Here is an 18035-nt window from a genome sequence, read left to right on the forward strand (position 1 = left end):
ATGTTTTACGTGCAACGCGATGCGCAGGGTCAGTTGGTTCGCGTGGAAGCTGCCGCCTGGGCCGAGGCCACGGAAACGCTGCCGGCCGACCACCATGAAATCCAGGCCTGGTTTGCCAACGCCGCGGTGGAAAACAGCCTCAAGCAGCTCAAGCAGAGCGACCTGGAAATGATCCGGGTACTCGACGACCTGATTCAGGTGCTGACCAGCAAAGGCGTGATCCGCGTCACCGACCTGCCGCCGGCGGCCCAGGCCAAGTTGATGGACCGTACCCAGGCCCGGGAAGCGCTGGGCGGGTTGAGTCAGTTGATCGATGATGAAGAGACCGGGTTGATCTGATCTTTTTGTACTGTCCGTGCCCACGCTATGCGTGGGAACGGACAATTCATCACCAGGGTTTTGGCTCACCGAAGAGCTGTCCCTGAACCCCGTACAAGCCCATCTCGCGAATCACCGACAATTCCCCTTCCGTCTCGACCCGCTCGGCAATCAACGGCAGATCGATGCTGTGCGCCGCACGCTGGATCGCCTCGATGAACAGACGTTTGTCACTTTCCTGATCGATCGCCCGAATGTAGCTGCCATCGATCTTCAAGTACGCCAGCCCCAATCGCGCCAGGTTGCCGATCATGCTGAAGCGCCCGCCGAAGCGCTGCAGGCTCAGGGAGAAACCGAGTTCGCGCAGGCGCCGGGTCAACTGTTCCAGCACCGCTTGTTCCGGCAATTGCTCCTCGCCGATTTCCAGGGTCAGACGCGGCCCCAGATTGGAGTGCGAGCGCAGAATCTCGAAGACTTTGTTCAGCGCCTGTGGATCGGCCAAGGTCGCCGACGACAGGTTCAGCGCCAGGGATTTTTCATGCCCGGCCATTTGCTCCAGCACCCGCTCGAGCATCAGTCGGTCCAGCCGCGCGGTCCAGCCAAAGCGCTCCAGCCACGGCAGGAAGCGTCCGGCGGGAATGGTCTGGCCCTGCTCGTCGAGCAAGCGTGACAGCACCTTGTAATGCAGCACCAGTTGCGTGTCCTGCGCCGCCACTACCGGCTGGAAGAACAGCTCGAAACGCCGCTGGCTCAGGGCCTGATCGAGCAGGCGATGCCAGGCGTGGTGATCGTCACCGACGTCCGCCACCAGGCTCTGATCGAGACACGCCCAGTTCTGCTCGCCTTGCCCTTCGGCCTGGGCCAGTGCCTGATCACCGAGGCTGAGCACCGCTTGCGGCGAATCGCCGTGGGCGAACGGTGCGAGGCCGATGGAGGCCACGGCGGCCACGTCGGTGGCGCCTGTCGCATGCAGGCTGCTCAGCGCACTGTCGAGGCTTTGCGCCAGTTGCAGCGCTTCTTCCCGCGTCAGGCCCGGCGCCAGCACGGCGAATTCACCGCCGCGAATACGTGTGACGAGATTCTGGGTTTCCGGGTATTTGGCGCACTCGCGGGAAAGCTGCTCGCCGACTGCCTTGAGCAATTCATCGGTGCGTTGACCGCCGAGGCGCTGGTTCAGCCCGGCCAGATCCTTGACCCGCAACAGCAGCAGATAACCGGAGCTGGCCTGCTCCGGGTTGCTCACCCGGGCGTTCAGTTGCATCTCGAAATAGCGCCGGTTGGCCAGCCCCGTGAGGTTGTCCTGATAGGACTCGGTGCGCAGTTTTTCACTGCGTTCGGCCTGCTCCTGGAACAGCGCCTTGAGCTTCTCGACCATCTGGTTCATGGCCAGCACTACGCGACGCAGTTCAGGTGTGCGCGGCAGGTCCGGCAGGCTGAGGAACTCGCGACGGGCGATGGCGTGGGATTGCTTGACCATGTAATCCAGCGGCCTCAGTTGCCGACGCAGCAACAGCGCACCGAGCACCGCACTCACCGCGCCGCAGACCAGCAGCCAGCCAAGACTGCCCAAAGCGCTCTGCCAGAGTTTGGCCAGGGCGAACATCGGGTGGCTGACCACCTCGACCCGCGCCGCCTGCTCCCAGCCACGGCTGACCAGCGCATCGCCACCGGCCGGCTCCAGACCGATCAGTTTGACGAACCAGTCCGGCACGTTGGTGACCGCCGGAATGCCGTTGCGCTCGACGATGGTCTGGTCGGTCTTCAGATCGACCACGCGGATGCTCGAGTAGTAACCGCTGTCGAAGATCGAACTGACCAGCAGCTCGACCATCGCCGGGTCGTCGATATTCGGCGTCAGCGACAGCGCCAGCGCCGTGGCGGCGTCCTGGGCGTGGGAGCGCAACTGATTGACGTACTGGGTGCGCGAGCTTTCCAGACTGACCATGAAGCTGCCGGTGAAGGCGACCACCAGGAACAGACAGATAGCGATCAACAGCTGTTTGAACAAGGACATCTGAGCGCGTGCTCCTAGTTAGTCGTCTCGACCGGGAATCCTTCGGCCTGCATTTTCTTCAACACATCCTGCCAGCGTGACAGACGTTTGGTGTCGCCGACCTTCTTGTTGCCCTTCGCTCCCGGCAGGTACAGACCTTCGGCATTGAAAGAGTAGACCGGCAGCAAATCGGTTCGCTCGGACGCCGGCTTGATCGGGTCGATCAGGCTGTCGAGCACCAGTGGCATGGCGTCAGGGCTGGAATAGTAAGTCAGGACCATGTGCGCGCGGTTCTGGCGCAAGGCCTTGACGTAGGTGATGCGTAACTTGTCACTGGCCACCCCCAGATGGCGCAGGCTGAAATACTTGGCGATCGCATAGTCTTCGCAATCGCCGGCACCTTTCCACAAGGCTTCGATGGGGGTTTCCCAATAATCGACTTCACCCCACAGGTCGATATCTTCGACGTAGCGCATCTGTTTGTTGAAAAACAGGTTCACCACTTTGAGCTTTTCCATTTCGCTGACCTGCTTCTGCGTGGCCAGCAGATTCTGCCAGGCATCGATCCGTTGCTGTCCGGCGCCCAGAGGGCCGTACAACGCCGTAGCCTTGCGACTGATCGCAGAAAAATCCCAATCGGCATGCAGACCGCCCAGCATGGCGCCGGCCAGCAGCAGCGCGCAGGCAAGCCAGCGCACAATCCGAGGGATCGCGAAACGTACCGCCAATGCAAGGCATCCAGGGCAGGGAAGAAAGGCGTTTGATGGTGAAGGTTAGTCCAGCAAAAAACAATGGCACCCTGAGATCATCGCTGGCGCGCTAAACTTCAGATATGACAGGGTTCTTCTACACGGTTTGACAACCTGTAGAGCAATCACTAGTGTCCTTTGGATCCAAATTCAGCCGTCAACAGGGTGTGCAGTTGTGACCCAGAAGCCCAAGCCACTCCACAGCATCAAAGTCGAAGGCCCGATTCCCGCGCACCTGGCGCGTTCGGTCATCGAAGAAACCCTGCGCTCGGCGATCCTCGATGGTCGCCTGCCGTGCGGCACCGCCGTGCGCCAGCAAGACCTGGCGGATCTGTTCGGCGTCAGCCGCATGCCGGTGCGCGAAGCCTTGCGTCAGCTGGAAGCCCAGGGCCTGCTGAATGTGGTTGCGCACAAAGGGGCCGTCGTAGCGCCGCTGATTCAGGGTGACGCGACCGAAACCTATGAGCTGCGCATCCTGCTGGAATCCGAAGCGCTGCGCCAGTCGATCCCGCTGCTGACCCCTGCCGATCACGATCGCGCCGCCGGCTACATCGAAGAGCTGGAAACCGAGCACGACTACACCGAGATCGGCCGGCTCAACCGTCTGTTCCACATGGCGCTTTACTGCAAATCCCCGAACGGCCGACTGCTGCGGCTGGTCGAGGATGGCTTGAATGAAGAGGAGCGCTTCCTGCGTTTCAACCTCGAGGCCATGGGCCTGGGCAAACTGTCCCAGGACGATCACCGGGCGCTGCTGCAGGCCGTTAAAGAACGCGACACCCAACAGGCGGTGATGCTTCTGGAGCAGCACCTCAATCGGGGTGTCGAGGTGATCACTCGCTATCTGGCCAGCTCCGCCTCCAAAAGCCGCCAGGCGGCACTCTGAAAGTCCCCTCCCGGGTGAGCCCCCGCTCCCCCGGCGAATAACCCGCTTACAAATCCCCACGCCGGTCACGCTCAATTGCCGTGGCACTTCGGCGCCTGCGCTCTAACCTCCCCCCTGCTTCGAACAGCCCGGAATTTGCACCGCAAGGAAGTCATTTTCGACGATAGCCGCGGCGCCGATTTACGCGCACCCTTGAATCGCCAACCCACTATAGAACGGGGACGCGCCGCCCCGGCAGCAGTCTCCGCACCAGGAACCTACGGAAGGAGCCTTGTCACGGGAAAAGGAAGATTCGCCGCCGTATCAGGCCAACTTCATCCCCTCAGATCATTTCAATTACTTCATTAGAAAGTTGCTTCGAGTGAGGCATTCACTCTTGTTATTCAATTTTGGCCTTTAAACGCCGAAAGGAGCAACTACGCCCAAATAAAACTCAACTTAAAAGTTTTATCAGCCTCGCTCATACTTGAAAAATGGCCAACTTAAATTAATTGAAAATATACTTGTTAAGTTGTTTTGCGATGTATTAGTTTTTCTACGCCGGGTTTTGTAGCGAACCGACAAACCGGCGAGACCCAACAATATGGCCCAGTTCACAGCCGCCTTCAGCGATATGCCGTTGTACCTGGGCTTTCAATGAAACTTTAACTTTCATCGAAACGAATGAGGCTATCGCTCGCCTGGAAACTATATCCAACGTTGTTAGCCATTGATTGAGAAGTCCCTATATCCCTATAAGCCAGAGGCTCGCATCATGCCAACTAAAGAACAACTCGCCCAAAAGAAAGCCGAACTCAGCGTTCACCCGATCTTCTCCGAAATCGATTCGCTGTCGGTGTTGCGACGCTTCATGGAGTCCCACGTATTTGCCGTGTGGGACTTCATGTCGCTGACCAAACGACTGCAACAGGAACTGACGTGCACCCGCCTGCCGTGGCTGCCGCCGCGCGATCCGCACGCCGCGCGACTGATCAATGAAATCGTGCTCGGCGAAGAGTCGGACGATCGGCTGTCACACGGGCATTACAGTCACTTCGAGTTGTACCTGGATGCGATGCGCGAAGTCGGTGCGAGCACCTCGGCGGTGGAGCGTTTCGTCGCGCTGCAACAGGAAGGCGTGAGCTATGACGTCGCGTTGCAAAGCGTCGACGTCGACCCGGCCGCCGCGCAGTTCGTCCGCGACACCTTGCACACCGCGCTGCATGCGCCAGGGCACAGCGTCGCCGCCGCCTTCCTGCATGGCCGCGAGAGCGTGATCCCGACCATGTTCCAGCGCATGCTCGATGCCTGGGGCATCGGTGTCGAACAGGCGCCGACCTTCCGTTACTACCTGGAACGACACATCGAGGTCGACTCCGAAGACCACGGCCCGGCAGCGGAGCAACTGTTGGAGCGACTGGTCGATGGCGATCCGCAGCGTGAAGCCGAGGTCTACGCCAGCGCCGTCGCCGCCGTGGAAAGCCGCATCGCCCTGTGGGACGGCCTGCGCCTGAGCATGCGCGAGCCGTTGGCGGAGGTGGCTGAATGAACGCCGCCGACTACCAATCCTTCGCCGACGCCTGGGAAAGCCGCGCCACCATCCGCACCCGGCCGCGCCGCGTGCTGGAGGACGACGCGCGGCTGATCTACCCGCTCAGTCGCCAGCCGTTGGTGCTCAGTGAAACCTTCCTGCGCGAATGCCCCGAGCAACGGGACTTTGCGCTGGTGCAGACGCTGTACAAATTCATCAACGACGTGGTGATTTTCGAGACTGAGATCGTCGACAAGACCGCCCGCAGCATCGCCAAGAACCGCTTCGCCGTGGCCTTCCCGTTCGCCTGTCGCTACGACGCCATGACCGTGGTGGTGGACGAGGATTACCACGCGCTGGTGGCGATGGATTTCATGCAGCAGACCGTGGCCATGACCGGCATCGAGCCCATCGAGTTGCCGAATGAAATCGAACTGAGCCGGGCGATTCCGGCCGCCGTCGAACTGGCCCCGGAGCATCTGCGCAGCGCCGTGGAGCTGATCTGCGTGGCCATCGCCGAGAACACTGTGACTGGCGATGTCGCGGCGTTCGCCCGGGACGACACGGTCAAGCCGTCGATCAAGGGGCTGATGGCCGACCACTTGCTCGACGAGGGTCGCCATTCGAGTTTCTGGGCGCGGATGGTGCGCATCTACTGGCACACCGCAAGCGACGCGGATCGCGAATGCATCGCGCAGATCCTGCCGGTGTTCATCGGCCACTACCTGACCAACGACATCCAGAAGGCATTCGACCTGCGCCTGATCGATGCCTTGCCGGTCAACGACGCAACCCGCCGCGCACTGAAAGACGAGATGGCCGGGCTGGCCTTCCCGATCAATCGCCACCACCCGCTGGTGGGCAACATCGTGCGGTTTTTCCACAACAGTTCACTGCTCGATACACCGTGCGTACAGCACGCCCTGCGCGACTACCTGGTTTGACAAGGAGGCTGACATGAGACGTCTCGACATTTTGCTGATGGGCCGCAGCCAGGCCTTGACCGACCTGGCGCAGGAGCTCGAACAACACGGTCATGCATTGCTGACAGACGCTGTTCCGTCGGTGGATCTGGTAATCGATGACGGTAGCCTTGCGCCACAGGATCACGGCGCGACACCGCACCTGACCTTGCGTCTGGGAATTGGAGCAACAGGCGTCGGCGGACTGCCGGTGCTCGATCTCCTTTGCGTCTGCAACTCGACACTGCTGAGCCGCGTGCCGATTGCCGACGAGTCCTCCGGCAACGGTCAGGCCCTGCGCCAGCGAACACTGGCGCTAGTGGTGGATGAAGTGGCGCTGCTGGTCAGTCGTTTCTCCCGCGATGCCGAGTATTTCCAGCACGCAGAGACGGCCCGTGCGCCGGACTTCGAGCAGGTGGAAAACCTGCTGTTTCTCGACAGCCTGGCCTATGTGCATCGCTTCAACGCCACGGCCAACCCGCCGTTGCTGCAACAGGCACAGACTCCGGTGATCGAGCGGCTGCAACAGAGTCTGATCGAGCATGCGGAGCGCCCGGCGCTGCACCTCGCCGAGCAGTCGATCAGCTATCGCCAGTTGCATGATCACAGCCGGGCGATCCAGCAACGGTTGCTGGCAATGCTGGAGACACAACCGCAACCGTGGGTGGTGGGGATTTGCCTGCCGAAATGCGATGCGCTGTTTGCTTCGATCCTGGCGGTTCTCGGCAGCGGCGCGGTGTACCTGCCGCTGGAGCCGAGCCATCCGCTTCAGCGCCAGCAGTACATTCTGGAAAACGCCGGGGCGGTGTTGCTGCTGCACGACGGCGAACATCCGCTGAGCGCTTCGATGCCGGGGCTGGATGTCAGCCGCATCGACAGCACTGACGCCGATCTGTCATTGCCGTTGATGCGTCGTCGGCCTGAGCTCGATGCGCCGTGCATGGCGCTCTACACCTCTGGCACCACCGGGCATCCGAAGGGTGTGCTGCTCAGCCAGGCGAACCTTGCGCACTTCACCGCGTGGTACGCCGATTACGTGCAGTTGCACGCCGAGAGTCGGGTGTTGCAGTTCTCGTCGCTGAGTTTTGACTCGTCGCTGATCGACATCTTCCCGACCCTGCTCGAAGGCGCGGAACTGGTGGTGCCCGACGACAACCAGCGCCGCGATCCGCTGCAACTGGTGGCGCTGATTCGCCGCCGGCAGCTGACCCATGCGTTCCTTCCGCCGGCGCTGTTGAGCATCCTGCCGCTGGAGCAACTGCAAAGCGTCGGGCAAATCATGACCGGCGGCGATGTCTGCGAGCCGTTCGTGATTGAACAGCTGACGCGCCAGGGCAAGCTGCACAACCTCTACGGCCCCACCGAAGCCACGGTGTTGATCACCGCGCGGCAACTGCAACCGGGCGACAGCAATCGAACCCTCGGCGGGCCGATTGCCAACAGCCAGGTGCTGATCCTCGATGACGATCTACAACCGGTGGCCGAGCAAACGGTAGGCGAACTGTTCATCGTCGGCCCGGGTGTATGCCTGGGTTACCTGAACAATCCACAGCAGACGGCGGAGCGCTATCTGGACCTGGAGTTGCCGGACGGTCAGCGTCTGCGCGCTTACCGCAGCGGCGACATGGCCAAGTGGGGCGAGGATGGCATCGAGCTGTGCGGACGCCGCGACAATCAGGTGAAGATCCGCGGCTTCCGGGTCGAGCCGGAAGAGATCGAACGGTGCCTGCGCGAGAGCCAGCTGTATCGGCAGATCGCCGTGGTGATCGACAGTCAGCGACGAATTCTGGCATTCCTCGCCCAGCCGCAATCAGGCGCCGCCCGTGATGCGCTGAAGGCACACGCCCAGCAGTTTTTGCCCGACTACATGCAACCGGTAGCGTGGACGGAACTGCCGAACATGCCGTTCGCCGCCAACGGTAAAGTCGACCGTAAGGCCTTGCTGGAGCTGCCGGTCAGCGTGCAGGACAGCGGCCCCAAATGCCTGCCGGCCAACGCCGACGAAGCGCTGCTGCTGGAGATCTGGGGCGAGTTGCTGGAGCTGCCGACCAGCGACATTTCCACCGACGAAAGCTTCTTCAATCTCGGTGGTCACTCGATTCTGCTGTCGCGCATGCTCCTGCGTCTGCGGGAAGAATTCGGCCGCAGCATCTCCATCAACCGCTTCATCGAACTGCCGACCATCGCCAAGCTCGCCACACTGGTGCGCGGCACCGATGACATCGCGGTACTCAGCGCCCAGGCGATGGCCGACGCCGAGCGACCGCTGGCAATCGAGCCGTTGCCGATCAGCCGCATGGGCGATGTGCACAAGGTGATCGTCACCGGCGCCAACAGTTTTGTCGGCGTGCACATCGTCGAGGCGTTGTTGGGTTGGGGCGCCAGCGAGGTGGCGTGCCTGGTGCGCGACGGCGGCGGGCAAACCGCGGCGCAGCGCTTTGCCCATTCGTTGCGAGAGAACCGGCTGGAACATCTGGACCTGAGCCGGGTGCGGGTCTATTCGGCCGACATCACCCGGCCGCAACTGGGCCTGGCCGATAGCGATTTCGAACGACTGGATCGGGAGTTCGGCGCGCTGGTGCACAACGCCGCCAACGTCAATCACGTCCTCGACTACGAGTCGCTGGCGGCGGACAACGTCGAGCCGATTTTCGAACTGCTCAGGCTGTGCGAAGGGCGCAGCAAGAAGGTCTTCAACTTCGTCTCGACGCTGTCGGCCTCCAGCACTGTCGACGACGCAGGCCGGGTGCTGGAATTGCCCGCCGCACCGACGCCGCCGATCTACATCCGCAACGGCTACAACCTGTCGAAATGGGTCGGTGAACGCATCCTCGAACGGGCGCGGGAACGCGGGGTGCGGGTCAATCTGTATCGGCCCGGCAACATCAGTTTCAACAGCCTCAGCGGCGTCTGCCAGCCGCACAAGAACCGTTTGATGCTGATGCTCAAGGGCTCGATCCAGCTCGGGCAGGTGCCGGCCTTCGCGCTGAACTTCGACCTGATGCCGGTGGACTTTCTCGCCCGTTTCATCGCCTTCCACGCCAGCCGTTATTCGGCCGAACGGGCGGTGTTCAACCTGCATAACCCAGAGCCTCTGAGCTGGGATGCCTACGTCGCGTCATTCCGCGAAACCGGCAGCGAGTTTTCGCTGGTCAGCGTCGCCGACTGGCAGCAGCAACTGGGCCGGGTCGATGCCGACAACGCGCTGTTCGGCGTGCTCGGTTTCTACCTCAACGGCTTCGAGGAAGACATCGGCGACATCTCCCTGATCGGCCATGCCAACGCCCAGGCCGGCGTGCAGCAGATGGGCGCGCACTACCCGGAAAAATCCCCGGCGCTGCTGCGCCGCGGCTGCGATTACCTGAAAGAAATCAACTTCATCTGAATCAACCACCAAGGAGCAACACCATGAGCAATCTTCAACCCGACACCCTGATCAAAAACCCTCACGGCTGCCACGTCGTGTCTTCGGTGGAAGTGCCGGTGGACGCCAAGCAAGTGTGGGCGGTGGTCGGCAAATTCGACGGCTTCGACCGTTTCATTCCGGCGCTGTCGCACATCGAGATGACCGGCGAAGGCGTGTCTTCGCTGCGCAAGAAGTTCTTCAAGGATGGCAACGTGGTGGTCGAGCAACTCAACTCCCGGGATGACCAGGCGCTGAACATGACCTGGACCACGATCTACAACACCCTGGGCGTGGCCAATCTGTGGGCGGCGATGAATGTGGAATCGCTGGGCGCGGGCAAGTCGCGGGCGACCTGGACGATCATTGCCGAGCCGGCTTCCGGCGGCCCTGAGGCGCTGCCGGGGTTCAAGGATTTCGTGCAGGGGTTCGCCGATGATGCGATGGGCAATGTGCTGAAGCTGTTTGTGTAAGGCATGAAAAAGCCCGCTGCGGATCACTCCGCAGCGGGCTGTTTTTTGACCGCAAGCGATCAGATCTTGAAGCTGTCGACCAGTTGTTTCAAACGGTTGGCCTGCTGCGACAACGCATCGCAATCCTTCAACGTTTCATTGAGGTTGGCCACGCTCTGCTGGTTCAGCAGGTTGATCTGGTTGACGTCGACGTTGAGGGTTTCCACCACCGCAGTCTGTTCTTCGGTAGCCGCTGCCACCGACTGGTTCATGCCGTCGATTTCGCCGATGCGCTGGGTCACGCTGACCAGACGCAGACCGGCCTGGTTCGCCACTTCAACGCTCTCTTCGCTGGACGCCTGACTGGCGTTCATGGTGGTCACCGCTTCGCGCGAGCCGACCTGCAGCGAGGTGATCATCTTGTGGATCTCTTCCGCCGATTCCTGGGTGCGGTGAGCGAGGTTGCGCACCTCGTCCGCCACCACCGCGAAACCGCGTCCGGCTTCACCGGCACGGGCCGCTTCGATGGCTGCGTTGAGCGCCAGCAGGTTGGTCTGCTGGGAGATGCCTTTGATCACATCGAGAATGTGGCCGATGTTGTCGGTGCTCGCATTCAGGGTTTCGATCTGGGTGCACGACAGGCTGATCTTTTGCGACAGCTCAGTCATCGCCTGAATCGTCTGCTCGACCACCTGACGACCGTCATCGGCCTGCTCGCTCGCGCCGCTGGCGTGTTGCGAAGCATCGGCGGCGTTGCGGGCGATTTCCTGGGTGGCGGCACCCAATTGATTGATCGCCGCAGCCACGCTGTTGGTGCGCGCGCTTTGCTCGTCGGAACCGATGATCGAGGCGTTGGACGATGCCATCACCCGTTGCGACAGGTCGTGTACGTGGCGAGTCGCGGAAGACACTTCGGAAATGGACGCGTGAATCCGCTCCACGAACTGGTTGAACGAACTGCCCAGCTCGCCGAACTCGTCTTTGCTTTCCACTACCAGACGACGGGTCAGATCGCCTTCGCCCTGGGCGATGTCCTGCATCGCACGGCCCATGGTGATCAGCGGACGCATCAGCACGGTGATCAACAGGCTCAGGAAGACCGCAATCGCGCCCACTGCGACGAACATCGCGATCAGTGCCGAAGTACGGAACTGGCTGAGTGCGGCGTAGGCCTTGTCGCGGTCGATCGACAGACCGATGTACCACTCGGCATTCGGCAGACCCGTGACCGGGGTGAACGACAGGATGCGTTCCTGGCCGTTGAGCATCACATTCTGGTTGCCCTTCTGGATGCGCACATCGGCGTTCGGGTAGATGTCCTTGAGGTTCTTCATCACCTGGTCTTTGTCCGGGCTGACGATCACCTGACCGTCACCGCTGACCAGGAACGCGTGGCCCAGGCCACCGAAGTCCACCGAGTTGATGATCTTCACCAGGGTTTCCAGGCTCAGGTCACCGCCCACTACGCCGAGCAGCTCGCCGTTCTTTTTCACCGGCATGGCGATGGTCACCACCAGACCGCCGACGGCGGCCATGTATGGCGGGGTCAGCATGGTCTGGTCAGCGGCCACGGCCTGCTTGTACCAAGGGCGCTGACGCGGGTCGTAACCGTCCGGCATCTTCGCGTCAGGGCGCTGGGTGAACACACCGTTAGCCTGGCCGACGTAGGTGAACTGGAAGTTCGAGGTGAAAGCCGGTTGATCGACCAGCCCAGGGAAGTCGGCATTCTTGCCTTGATGGGCGACGTTCTGCGCGAGGTTTTCCAGCACCAGAATGCGCCCGCTCATCCAGTTCTGCACACTGCTGGCGGTCAGGTCGCCGGCCTGCTGGACGGAGGACTGGAGGTTCTGGCGAATGGTGTTTCGCTGCAGATAGTCGTTGTACAGAGTGAACAGCGCGAACGCCAGGACCACGACGCCCGAGGCGGCCAACAGGATTTTATGGCTGAACTTGAGATTCATTTCATGGGACTTCTTATGCCAAAAGTGGGGATGCGTTCCGGATGCAACATTCCATGTACAGCGCAGGCAGCGTTCTGATGGCCGCTCTACTTTGGTGCACGCATGTCTCACCAGTCTGTCGGCACGCTTCGGAGAAAACTTAGCGTTTTGTAGGAAATGGGCGGCATTTCTGCCAGATTCCCGCCGAACGGCGTGCCAGAGCGTTCGCCTGTCATTTTTTGATGACTGTTTTGCAGCGCCGGTTGCAAATTCTGTAACCCTTGATGACAATGCGACTAATTATCATTTGTGACGTTCGGGCTGTCGCGTTCATGTCCTCACCTGAGTTTGCAGTACAGGCGCTTTACAGTCGTCATCACAGCTGGCTCAACGGCTGGTTGCGCGCGCGGCTGGGCAATGCGGCCGATGCGGCGGATCTGGCCCAGGACACCTTCGTGCGTCTGCTGCAACGCACCGAACGTCTCGAGCTCAAGGCGCCCCGCGCGTTTCTGCGCACCATCGCTCGTGGATTGGTGATCGACCATTGGCGTCGTGAGGAAATCGAACGCGCGTATCTGAAAACCATCGCCCACTTGCCGGAAGCCGAAACACCCAGCGCCGAATCCCGCGCACTGGTGATCGAGCTGTTGGAAAGCATTGCCCGCATGCTTGAAGGACTGAAGCCAAAAGTACGTCAGGCGTTTCTGCTGGCGCAGTGCGAAGGTTTGACCCACAAGCAGATCGCCGAGCAGATGGGCCTGTCCTTGCGCTCGGTGGAGCGCTACGTCGCCGATGCGCTGTATCACTGCTACGTGCTGCGGTACGAAAGCTGATGCCGGTGGATAATGTGTCACTCGCCCGCCGCGCCGAGCCACCGCAACAAGTGGTCAAACAGGCGATCCACTGGCTGCTGCGCCTGCGTAATAACCACGGAAATCCGCGCCTGAACCACCAATGTGAACAATGGCGCGCCGAGCACCACGATCACGAACTGGCCTGGCAGCGGGTGCAGTCGTTGCAAAGTGAGCTGACCCAAAATCTGCGCGCCGTTCCGGGTGCGCAAGTGGCATTCAACACACTGGAAAACAGTGCGCAGAGCCTGGGTCGCCGTCAGGCATTGAAGCTGCTGTCCGGTGCGTTGTTGATGGGCTCCGCCGCGTGGCTGGCCAAAGACACGTCAGCCTGGCAGCAGTGGAGCGCCGATTACGCTACCGCCACCGGCGAGCGCCGCGGATTCCAGTTGCCCGACGGTACGCGGATCGAACTGAACACGGCCAGCGCCGTGGACCTCGATTACACCGCGCAACAGCGGCTGATCAAACTGACCCGGGGCGAGATCATCGTGACCTGCGGCGGCGCCGACGAAGGTTCGGGGATTGATCGACCGCTGCGAGTGCAAAATCGTCATGGCAGTTATGAGCCGTTCAACGCGCGGTTCATCCTGCGTCAGGAAGGTGATTGCACGCGCCTGAGCGTCACCAGTGGCCGGGTCGCGATTCATTCGCCGCGGACGAGCGATGGCGCTTCCACCGAGGTGCTTGCCGGTCAGAGTTACTTGATCGATCACCATCAGGCGCGTCCCGCTCCGCCGCTGGACATGGATGCCGGCGCCTGGATCGACGGGCTTATCGTGACGCGCAATATGCGCCTGGGTGACTTCCTCAAAGAGGTTGGTCGCTATCGCCAGGGCTTCCTGAATTGCGCCCCGCAGGTGGCGGATCTGCGCTTGTCCGGCGTGTTCCGCCTCGATGACACCGACAAGTTGCTGGCAATTTTGCCGCAGACGCTGCCGGTGCAATTGCGCTATCGCACCCGCTGGTGGGTCACGCTGGAACGAGCAGTCTGAAATTTTTTGGCGGGTTTTCGTGGCAAGGCCGGCTTAGTCAGTAAGCACTTCAATTCAGCCTTCGCGACTTGCCACGGAAACCTACAATGACTGCGCGCGTTATCTGTAAGAACCCTCTGAATTTCACTGCCGAATCGGGCCTTCTGCGCCACGCCGTTCGGGCCGCGTTGTTCTCCACGGCACTGGGCGTCGGCCTGCTGCCGAACCTGAGCGTCGCGGCGAGCGGCAGTGAGGTCAGCAGCCATCGCTACAACATCGCCGCGGGGCCACTGGGCGAGGCGCTGAATCAGTTCGCGCGCCAGGCCGGCATCACGTTGTCGATGACCCCACAACAGACTCAAGGCCGGCAATCACCCGGCGTACAGGGCGAGTATTCGACCGATCAGGCACTGAGTCATCTGCTCGGTGGCTCGGGTCTGGAGGCGGTCAGCCAGGACAGCAGCAGCTACGTGTTGCGCTCCGTCGCAGAAACCGAAGCCCTGGCCCTGCCGACCACTGACATCAAAGGTTTTGCCCTCGGCAACGCACTGGGCAGCATGGACGGCTACAACGCAACGCACAGTCAGATCGCCACCAAAACCAGTACCGCGCTGCTGGAAACTTCGCAAAGCGTGTCCGTGGTCACCCGCGAGCAAATGGACGATCAGGGCTCGCAAACCGTGTCCCAGGCCATGCGCTACACCCCCGGTGTGCTGACCAACCCCTATGGCGCCACGCACCGTTACGACTACGTGGCGATGCGCGGCTTCAACGATGGCTCGGTGGATAACATCTACCTCGACGGCCTCAAGTCCATGGGCGACAGCGGCACCTACAGCACCATGCAGGTCGATCCTTATTTCCTCGAGCGCGTGGACATTCTCAAAGGCCCGTCGTCGGTGTTGTACGGCCGCAGTTCACCGGGCGGGCTGGTGGCGTTGACCAGCAAGAAACCGTTGTACGAGGCCTATCATCAGGTTCAGGCCACCGTTGGCACTCAGGGCCAGCGCGGTGTTGGTTTTGACTTCAGCGGCCCGGTCGATGACGACAAGCGCATCGCCTATCGTCTGATCGGTTTGACGGATCAGTCCGACACGCAATTCGACCACAACAAGGAAAAACGCTTCGCCCTCGCGCCGACGGTCAGCATCGATTTCAACGAAGACACTTCACTGACCCTGCAGGCGTATCTGCAACATGACCCGGATGGCGGCTATCACGGTGGCGTGCCGGCCGACGGCACGATTCATCAGCGCAACGGCAACCGGATCTCACCGCACTTCTTCGAAGGCGAACCGGGAGTCGATGGTTACTCCCGCGATCAGCAGTCGTTCGGCTATCAGTTCGAACATCGCTTCAACGACGTCTTCACCGCACGGCAGAACTTCCGCTACCTCGACTCCAAAGTGAACATGGATCAGGTGTACGCCTATGGCTGGACGTCGCCGACCAGCAACGAGCTGAATCGCTACTACACCGGCGGTGACGAGCGACTGCATGCGTTCATCGTCGACAACATGCTCCAGGCCGAATTCTTCACCGGTGCGACCAAGCACACGGTGCTGATGGGAGCGGATTACCAGCGACGCAAAACCGTGGTCGACTGGACCAGCGGTGGCCTGGCGCCGATCAATGCGTTCAACCCGGTGTACGGCAATTCCGCTATTACGCCGTACGGTGAGACCAGTTACCTGCGGCGCCTGGAGCAGACCGGGGTTTACCTGCAAGACCTGATTGAGATGGACAAATGGCGCTTCTCCCTCGGTCTGCGGCAGGACTGGGTAGAGACGTCCGAGGAGAACCGGATTGCCGAGGCGGGCCGTCCGGTCGGCACCGAGATCAGCGACAAGCGCACCAAACTGACGGGCCGTGTCGGGGCGCTGTACCTGTTCGATAACGGCCTGGCGCCGTACATCAGCTACTCGGAGTCGTTCAACCCGAACTCCTATGCCGACAGCGCCGGTAATCCGCTGGCTCCAACGGATGGCACGCAGTGGGAAGCGGGTCTGAAATACCAGCCACCCGGCACCGACAATCTGTTCACGGCCTCGCTGTTCCGCATCGACCAGGAAAATCTGGCGACCAAACTGCCACAGGAAAACTTCTATCGCGCTGTAGGCGCTGTCCGCTCTCAGGGTCTGGAACTGGAAGCGCACATGCAGTTGACCGATAACCTGAAAGTGCTCGGTAGCTACACCTTCACTGACATCGAGTACTCGAAGTCGATGGTCAGCACCCTGAGCACCCCGACAAACGTGATCGAGAACAAAGGCAACTCGCCAACCCAGGCACCGCGTCACATGGCATCGCTGTGGGCGGACTACAAGTTCGACAGTGCGGCGCTTGATGGCGTGCGAGTGGGCGGCGGTGTGCGTTACGTCGGCTACAGCTGGGCGGATGCAGAGAACACCATGAAGGTGCCGTCCTACACGTTGTTCGACGCGTCGATCGGTTATGACCTGGGCAAAGTTGGCTTGAAGGGTGTGGACGTACGCCTGAATGCGAACAACCTGACCAACGAATCCTACGTGGCCTCCTGCGCCAGTCTGAACTTTTGCTACATGGGCGAGGAGCGCAACGTCGCCGCCACGGTCAGCTACCAGTTCTAAGCCTTTGTCTTGTGCATAAAAAAGCCAGTCCCTGAGATTCAGGGACTGGCTTTGTCGTATTCGTGGGGAAAATTTCATGCGTTCGTTTCTGGTTTTACTGCACCGGTACATCGGGTTGGCCACGGCTGTGTTTCTGCTGCTGGCGGGAATCACCGGGAGCATTCTGGCGTTCAACCATGAGCTGGATGAGTGGCTGAATCCTGGGTTTTACACGGCGTCGGCCGAGGGGCAGCGTCTACCGCCAGGTGAGCTGGTCGATGCGGTGCAATCTGCACATCCGAGGCTGCTGGTCTGGTACATGGAGTATCCGAATGAGGCAGGTCACACAGCCTTGCTGGCGGCGGTTCCACGTAATGATCCGGCGACGGGCAAACCGTTCGATGAGCGTAATCAGGTGTTCTACCTCGACCCGGTCAGTGGCGAGCGAAAAGGCCAGCGTTACTGGGGTGAGTGCTGTTTCCAGCGTGAGAACTTCGTTCCGTTCATTCTCGAGTTCCACTACAACCTGACGCTGCCCGGGAACTGGGGTTTGCTGTTGATGGGATTGGTGGCCATTGCCTGGGTGATCGATTGCTTTATTGCTCTCTGGCTGACTTTGCCTCGGGGTAAACCGTTCTGGAAGAAGTGGTCGACGGCCTGGAAGATCAAGGGCGGGCATGCCTATCGGCTCAACTTCGATCTGCATCGCGCGGGGGGCCTGTGGCTGTGGTTGTTATTGCTGCCGATAGCCGTCAGCAGCGTGGCCATGAACTTGCCGAGTCAGGTCTTCAAACCGGTGGCGTCGCTGCTCTCTCCGATTGAACCGAGCGTGTATGAGGCCCGAGGGCGGATGCCTGCCGACGAACTGGGGTTCACTCGACTGAGTTATCAACAGGCCTACGAAAGGGCGCAGCAGGAGGGAAAAAGGTTGGGACTGACTGCGGCAATCGGTGAGTTGTATTACAGCTTTGAGTACAACTTCTACGGTGCGGGGTTTGGACAGCATGACACCGAGGCCCATGGTAAATCCTGGTTGTTTTTCCACGGTACGGACGGGCGATTACTGGGGCAGGAAATCGCAGGAGAAGGGACGTTGGGAGAGCGGTTTTATCGGTTGCAGTTGCCGATACATGGAGGACGGATCATAGGCTTTACCGGGCAAGTGATGATCGCGGTATTGGGTGTTCTGATTGCGGGGTTGTCGGGGACTGGCGTCTACATCTGGTGGCGCAAATGGCAGGCTCGTCGAAGTAACAAGGCACGCAGAGCGGTTTGAAGATCGGACTTTTGTAGGCTCTGAAACGACAAAACCCCTGTCTGCGTTAGCAAACAGGGGTTTCGGAATTTAATCTTGACGATGACCTACTCTCACATGGGGAAACCCCACACTACCATCGGCGATGCATCGT

The 18035-nt window shown here is 60.8% G+C and carries 13 protein-coding genes; 10 read left to right on the plus strand and 3 right to left on the minus strand.

Annotated elements, in window-relative coordinates:
- Complete coding sequence (locus tag AC3WRD_RS28140; protein WP_096823040.1) at positions 1-339, plus strand: tryptophan synthase subunit beta; 339 nt, start codon at positions 1-3, stop codon at positions 337-339.
- A 49-nt stretch (positions 340-388) separates the two neighbouring features.
- Here AC3WRD_RS28140 and lapD read toward each other — a convergent pair whose 3' ends face one another.
- Together lapD and lapG are read right to left on the minus strand one after the other, a co-directional pair.
- Positions 389-2332 carry a cyclic di-GMP receptor LapD gene (gene lapD / locus AC3WRD_RS28145; RefSeq protein WP_096823041.1) on the minus strand — a complete coding sequence of 648 codons (1944 nt, stop codon included), beginning with the start codon at positions 2330-2332 and terminating at the stop codon, positions 389-391.
- A 14-nt stretch (positions 2333-2346) separates the two neighbouring features.
- Positions 2347-3039 (minus strand): cysteine protease LapG, encoded by a 693-nt coding sequence (lapG, locus tag AC3WRD_RS28150; RefSeq protein WP_096823042.1) that lies wholly within the window; start codon positions 3037-3039, stop codon positions 2347-2349.
- A gap of 196 nt (positions 3040-3235) precedes the next feature.
- Between lapG and AC3WRD_RS28155 the strand changes: the two genes are divergently transcribed.
- From AC3WRD_RS28155 to AC3WRD_RS28175, 5 genes are all read left to right on the plus strand, one after another.
- Positions 3236-3946 (plus strand): GntR family transcriptional regulator, encoded by a 711-nt coding sequence (locus tag AC3WRD_RS28155; RefSeq protein ID WP_102620531.1) that lies wholly within the window; start codon positions 3236-3238, stop codon positions 3944-3946.
- A gap of 754 nt (positions 3947-4700) precedes the next feature.
- On the plus strand, positions 4701-5474 hold the full coding sequence (locus AC3WRD_RS28160) for a DUF3050 domain-containing protein (protein WP_096823044.1): 774 nt from the start codon (positions 4701-4703) through the stop codon (positions 5472-5474).
- Positions 5471-6400, plus strand: a complete 930-nt coding sequence (locus AC3WRD_RS28165) for a diiron oxygenase (RefSeq protein WP_102620530.1) — start codon at positions 5471-5473, stop codon at positions 6398-6400. Before AC3WRD_RS28160 ends, AC3WRD_RS28165 begins: the two co-directional genes overlap by 4 nt.
- Positions 6401-6413: 13 nt before the next feature.
- Entirely contained in the window at positions 6414-9803 is a 3390-nt protein-coding gene (locus AC3WRD_RS28170; RefSeq protein ID WP_102620529.1) for an amino acid adenylation domain-containing protein, read from the plus strand.
- A 23-nt stretch (positions 9804-9826) separates the two neighbouring features.
- On the plus strand, positions 9827-10294 hold the full coding sequence (locus AC3WRD_RS28175; RefSeq protein ID WP_102620528.1) for an SRPBCC family protein: 468 nt from the start codon (positions 9827-9829) through the stop codon (positions 10292-10294).
- A gap of 59 nt (positions 10295-10353) precedes the next feature.
- Here the strand turns inward: AC3WRD_RS28175 and AC3WRD_RS28180 are convergent, their stop codons facing one another.
- On the minus strand, positions 10354-12234 hold the full coding sequence (locus tag AC3WRD_RS28180; protein WP_102620527.1) for a methyl-accepting chemotaxis protein: 1881 nt from the start codon (positions 12232-12234) through the stop codon (positions 10354-10356).
- 311 nt (positions 12235-12545) lie between these two features.
- On the opposite strand from AC3WRD_RS28180, the gene AC3WRD_RS28185 reads away from it, so the two are divergent.
- The 4 genes from AC3WRD_RS28185 (at position 12546) to AC3WRD_RS28200 (ending at position 17902) form a co-directional block, all read left to right on the plus strand.
- Positions 12546-13046: a sigma-70 family RNA polymerase sigma factor gene (locus tag AC3WRD_RS28185; RefSeq protein WP_102620526.1), complete on the plus strand. Its 501-nt coding sequence runs from the start codon at positions 12546-12548 to the stop codon at positions 13044-13046.
- Positions 13046-14059, plus strand: coding sequence for a FecR domain-containing protein (locus AC3WRD_RS28190; RefSeq protein ID WP_102620525.1), 1014 nt, complete (start codon positions 13046-13048; stop codon positions 14057-14059). Before AC3WRD_RS28185 ends, AC3WRD_RS28190 begins: the two co-directional genes overlap by 1 nt.
- A gap of 86 nt (positions 14060-14145) precedes the next feature.
- The gene (locus AC3WRD_RS28195; protein ID WP_102620524.1) at positions 14146-16647 is read left to right on the plus strand and encodes a TonB-dependent siderophore receptor; all 2502 of its coding nucleotides are present in this window, start codon (positions 14146-14148) and stop codon (positions 16645-16647) included.
- Positions 16648-16723: 76 nt separating this feature from the next.
- The gene (locus AC3WRD_RS28200; RefSeq protein WP_102620523.1) at positions 16724-17902 is read left to right on the plus strand and encodes a PepSY-associated TM helix domain-containing protein; all 1179 of its coding nucleotides are present in this window, start codon (positions 16724-16726) and stop codon (positions 17900-17902) included.
- Positions 17903-18035 lie beyond the last annotated feature (133 nt).

The sequence above is a fragment of the Pseudomonas sp. FW215-R2 genome, from assembly GCF_058789255.1.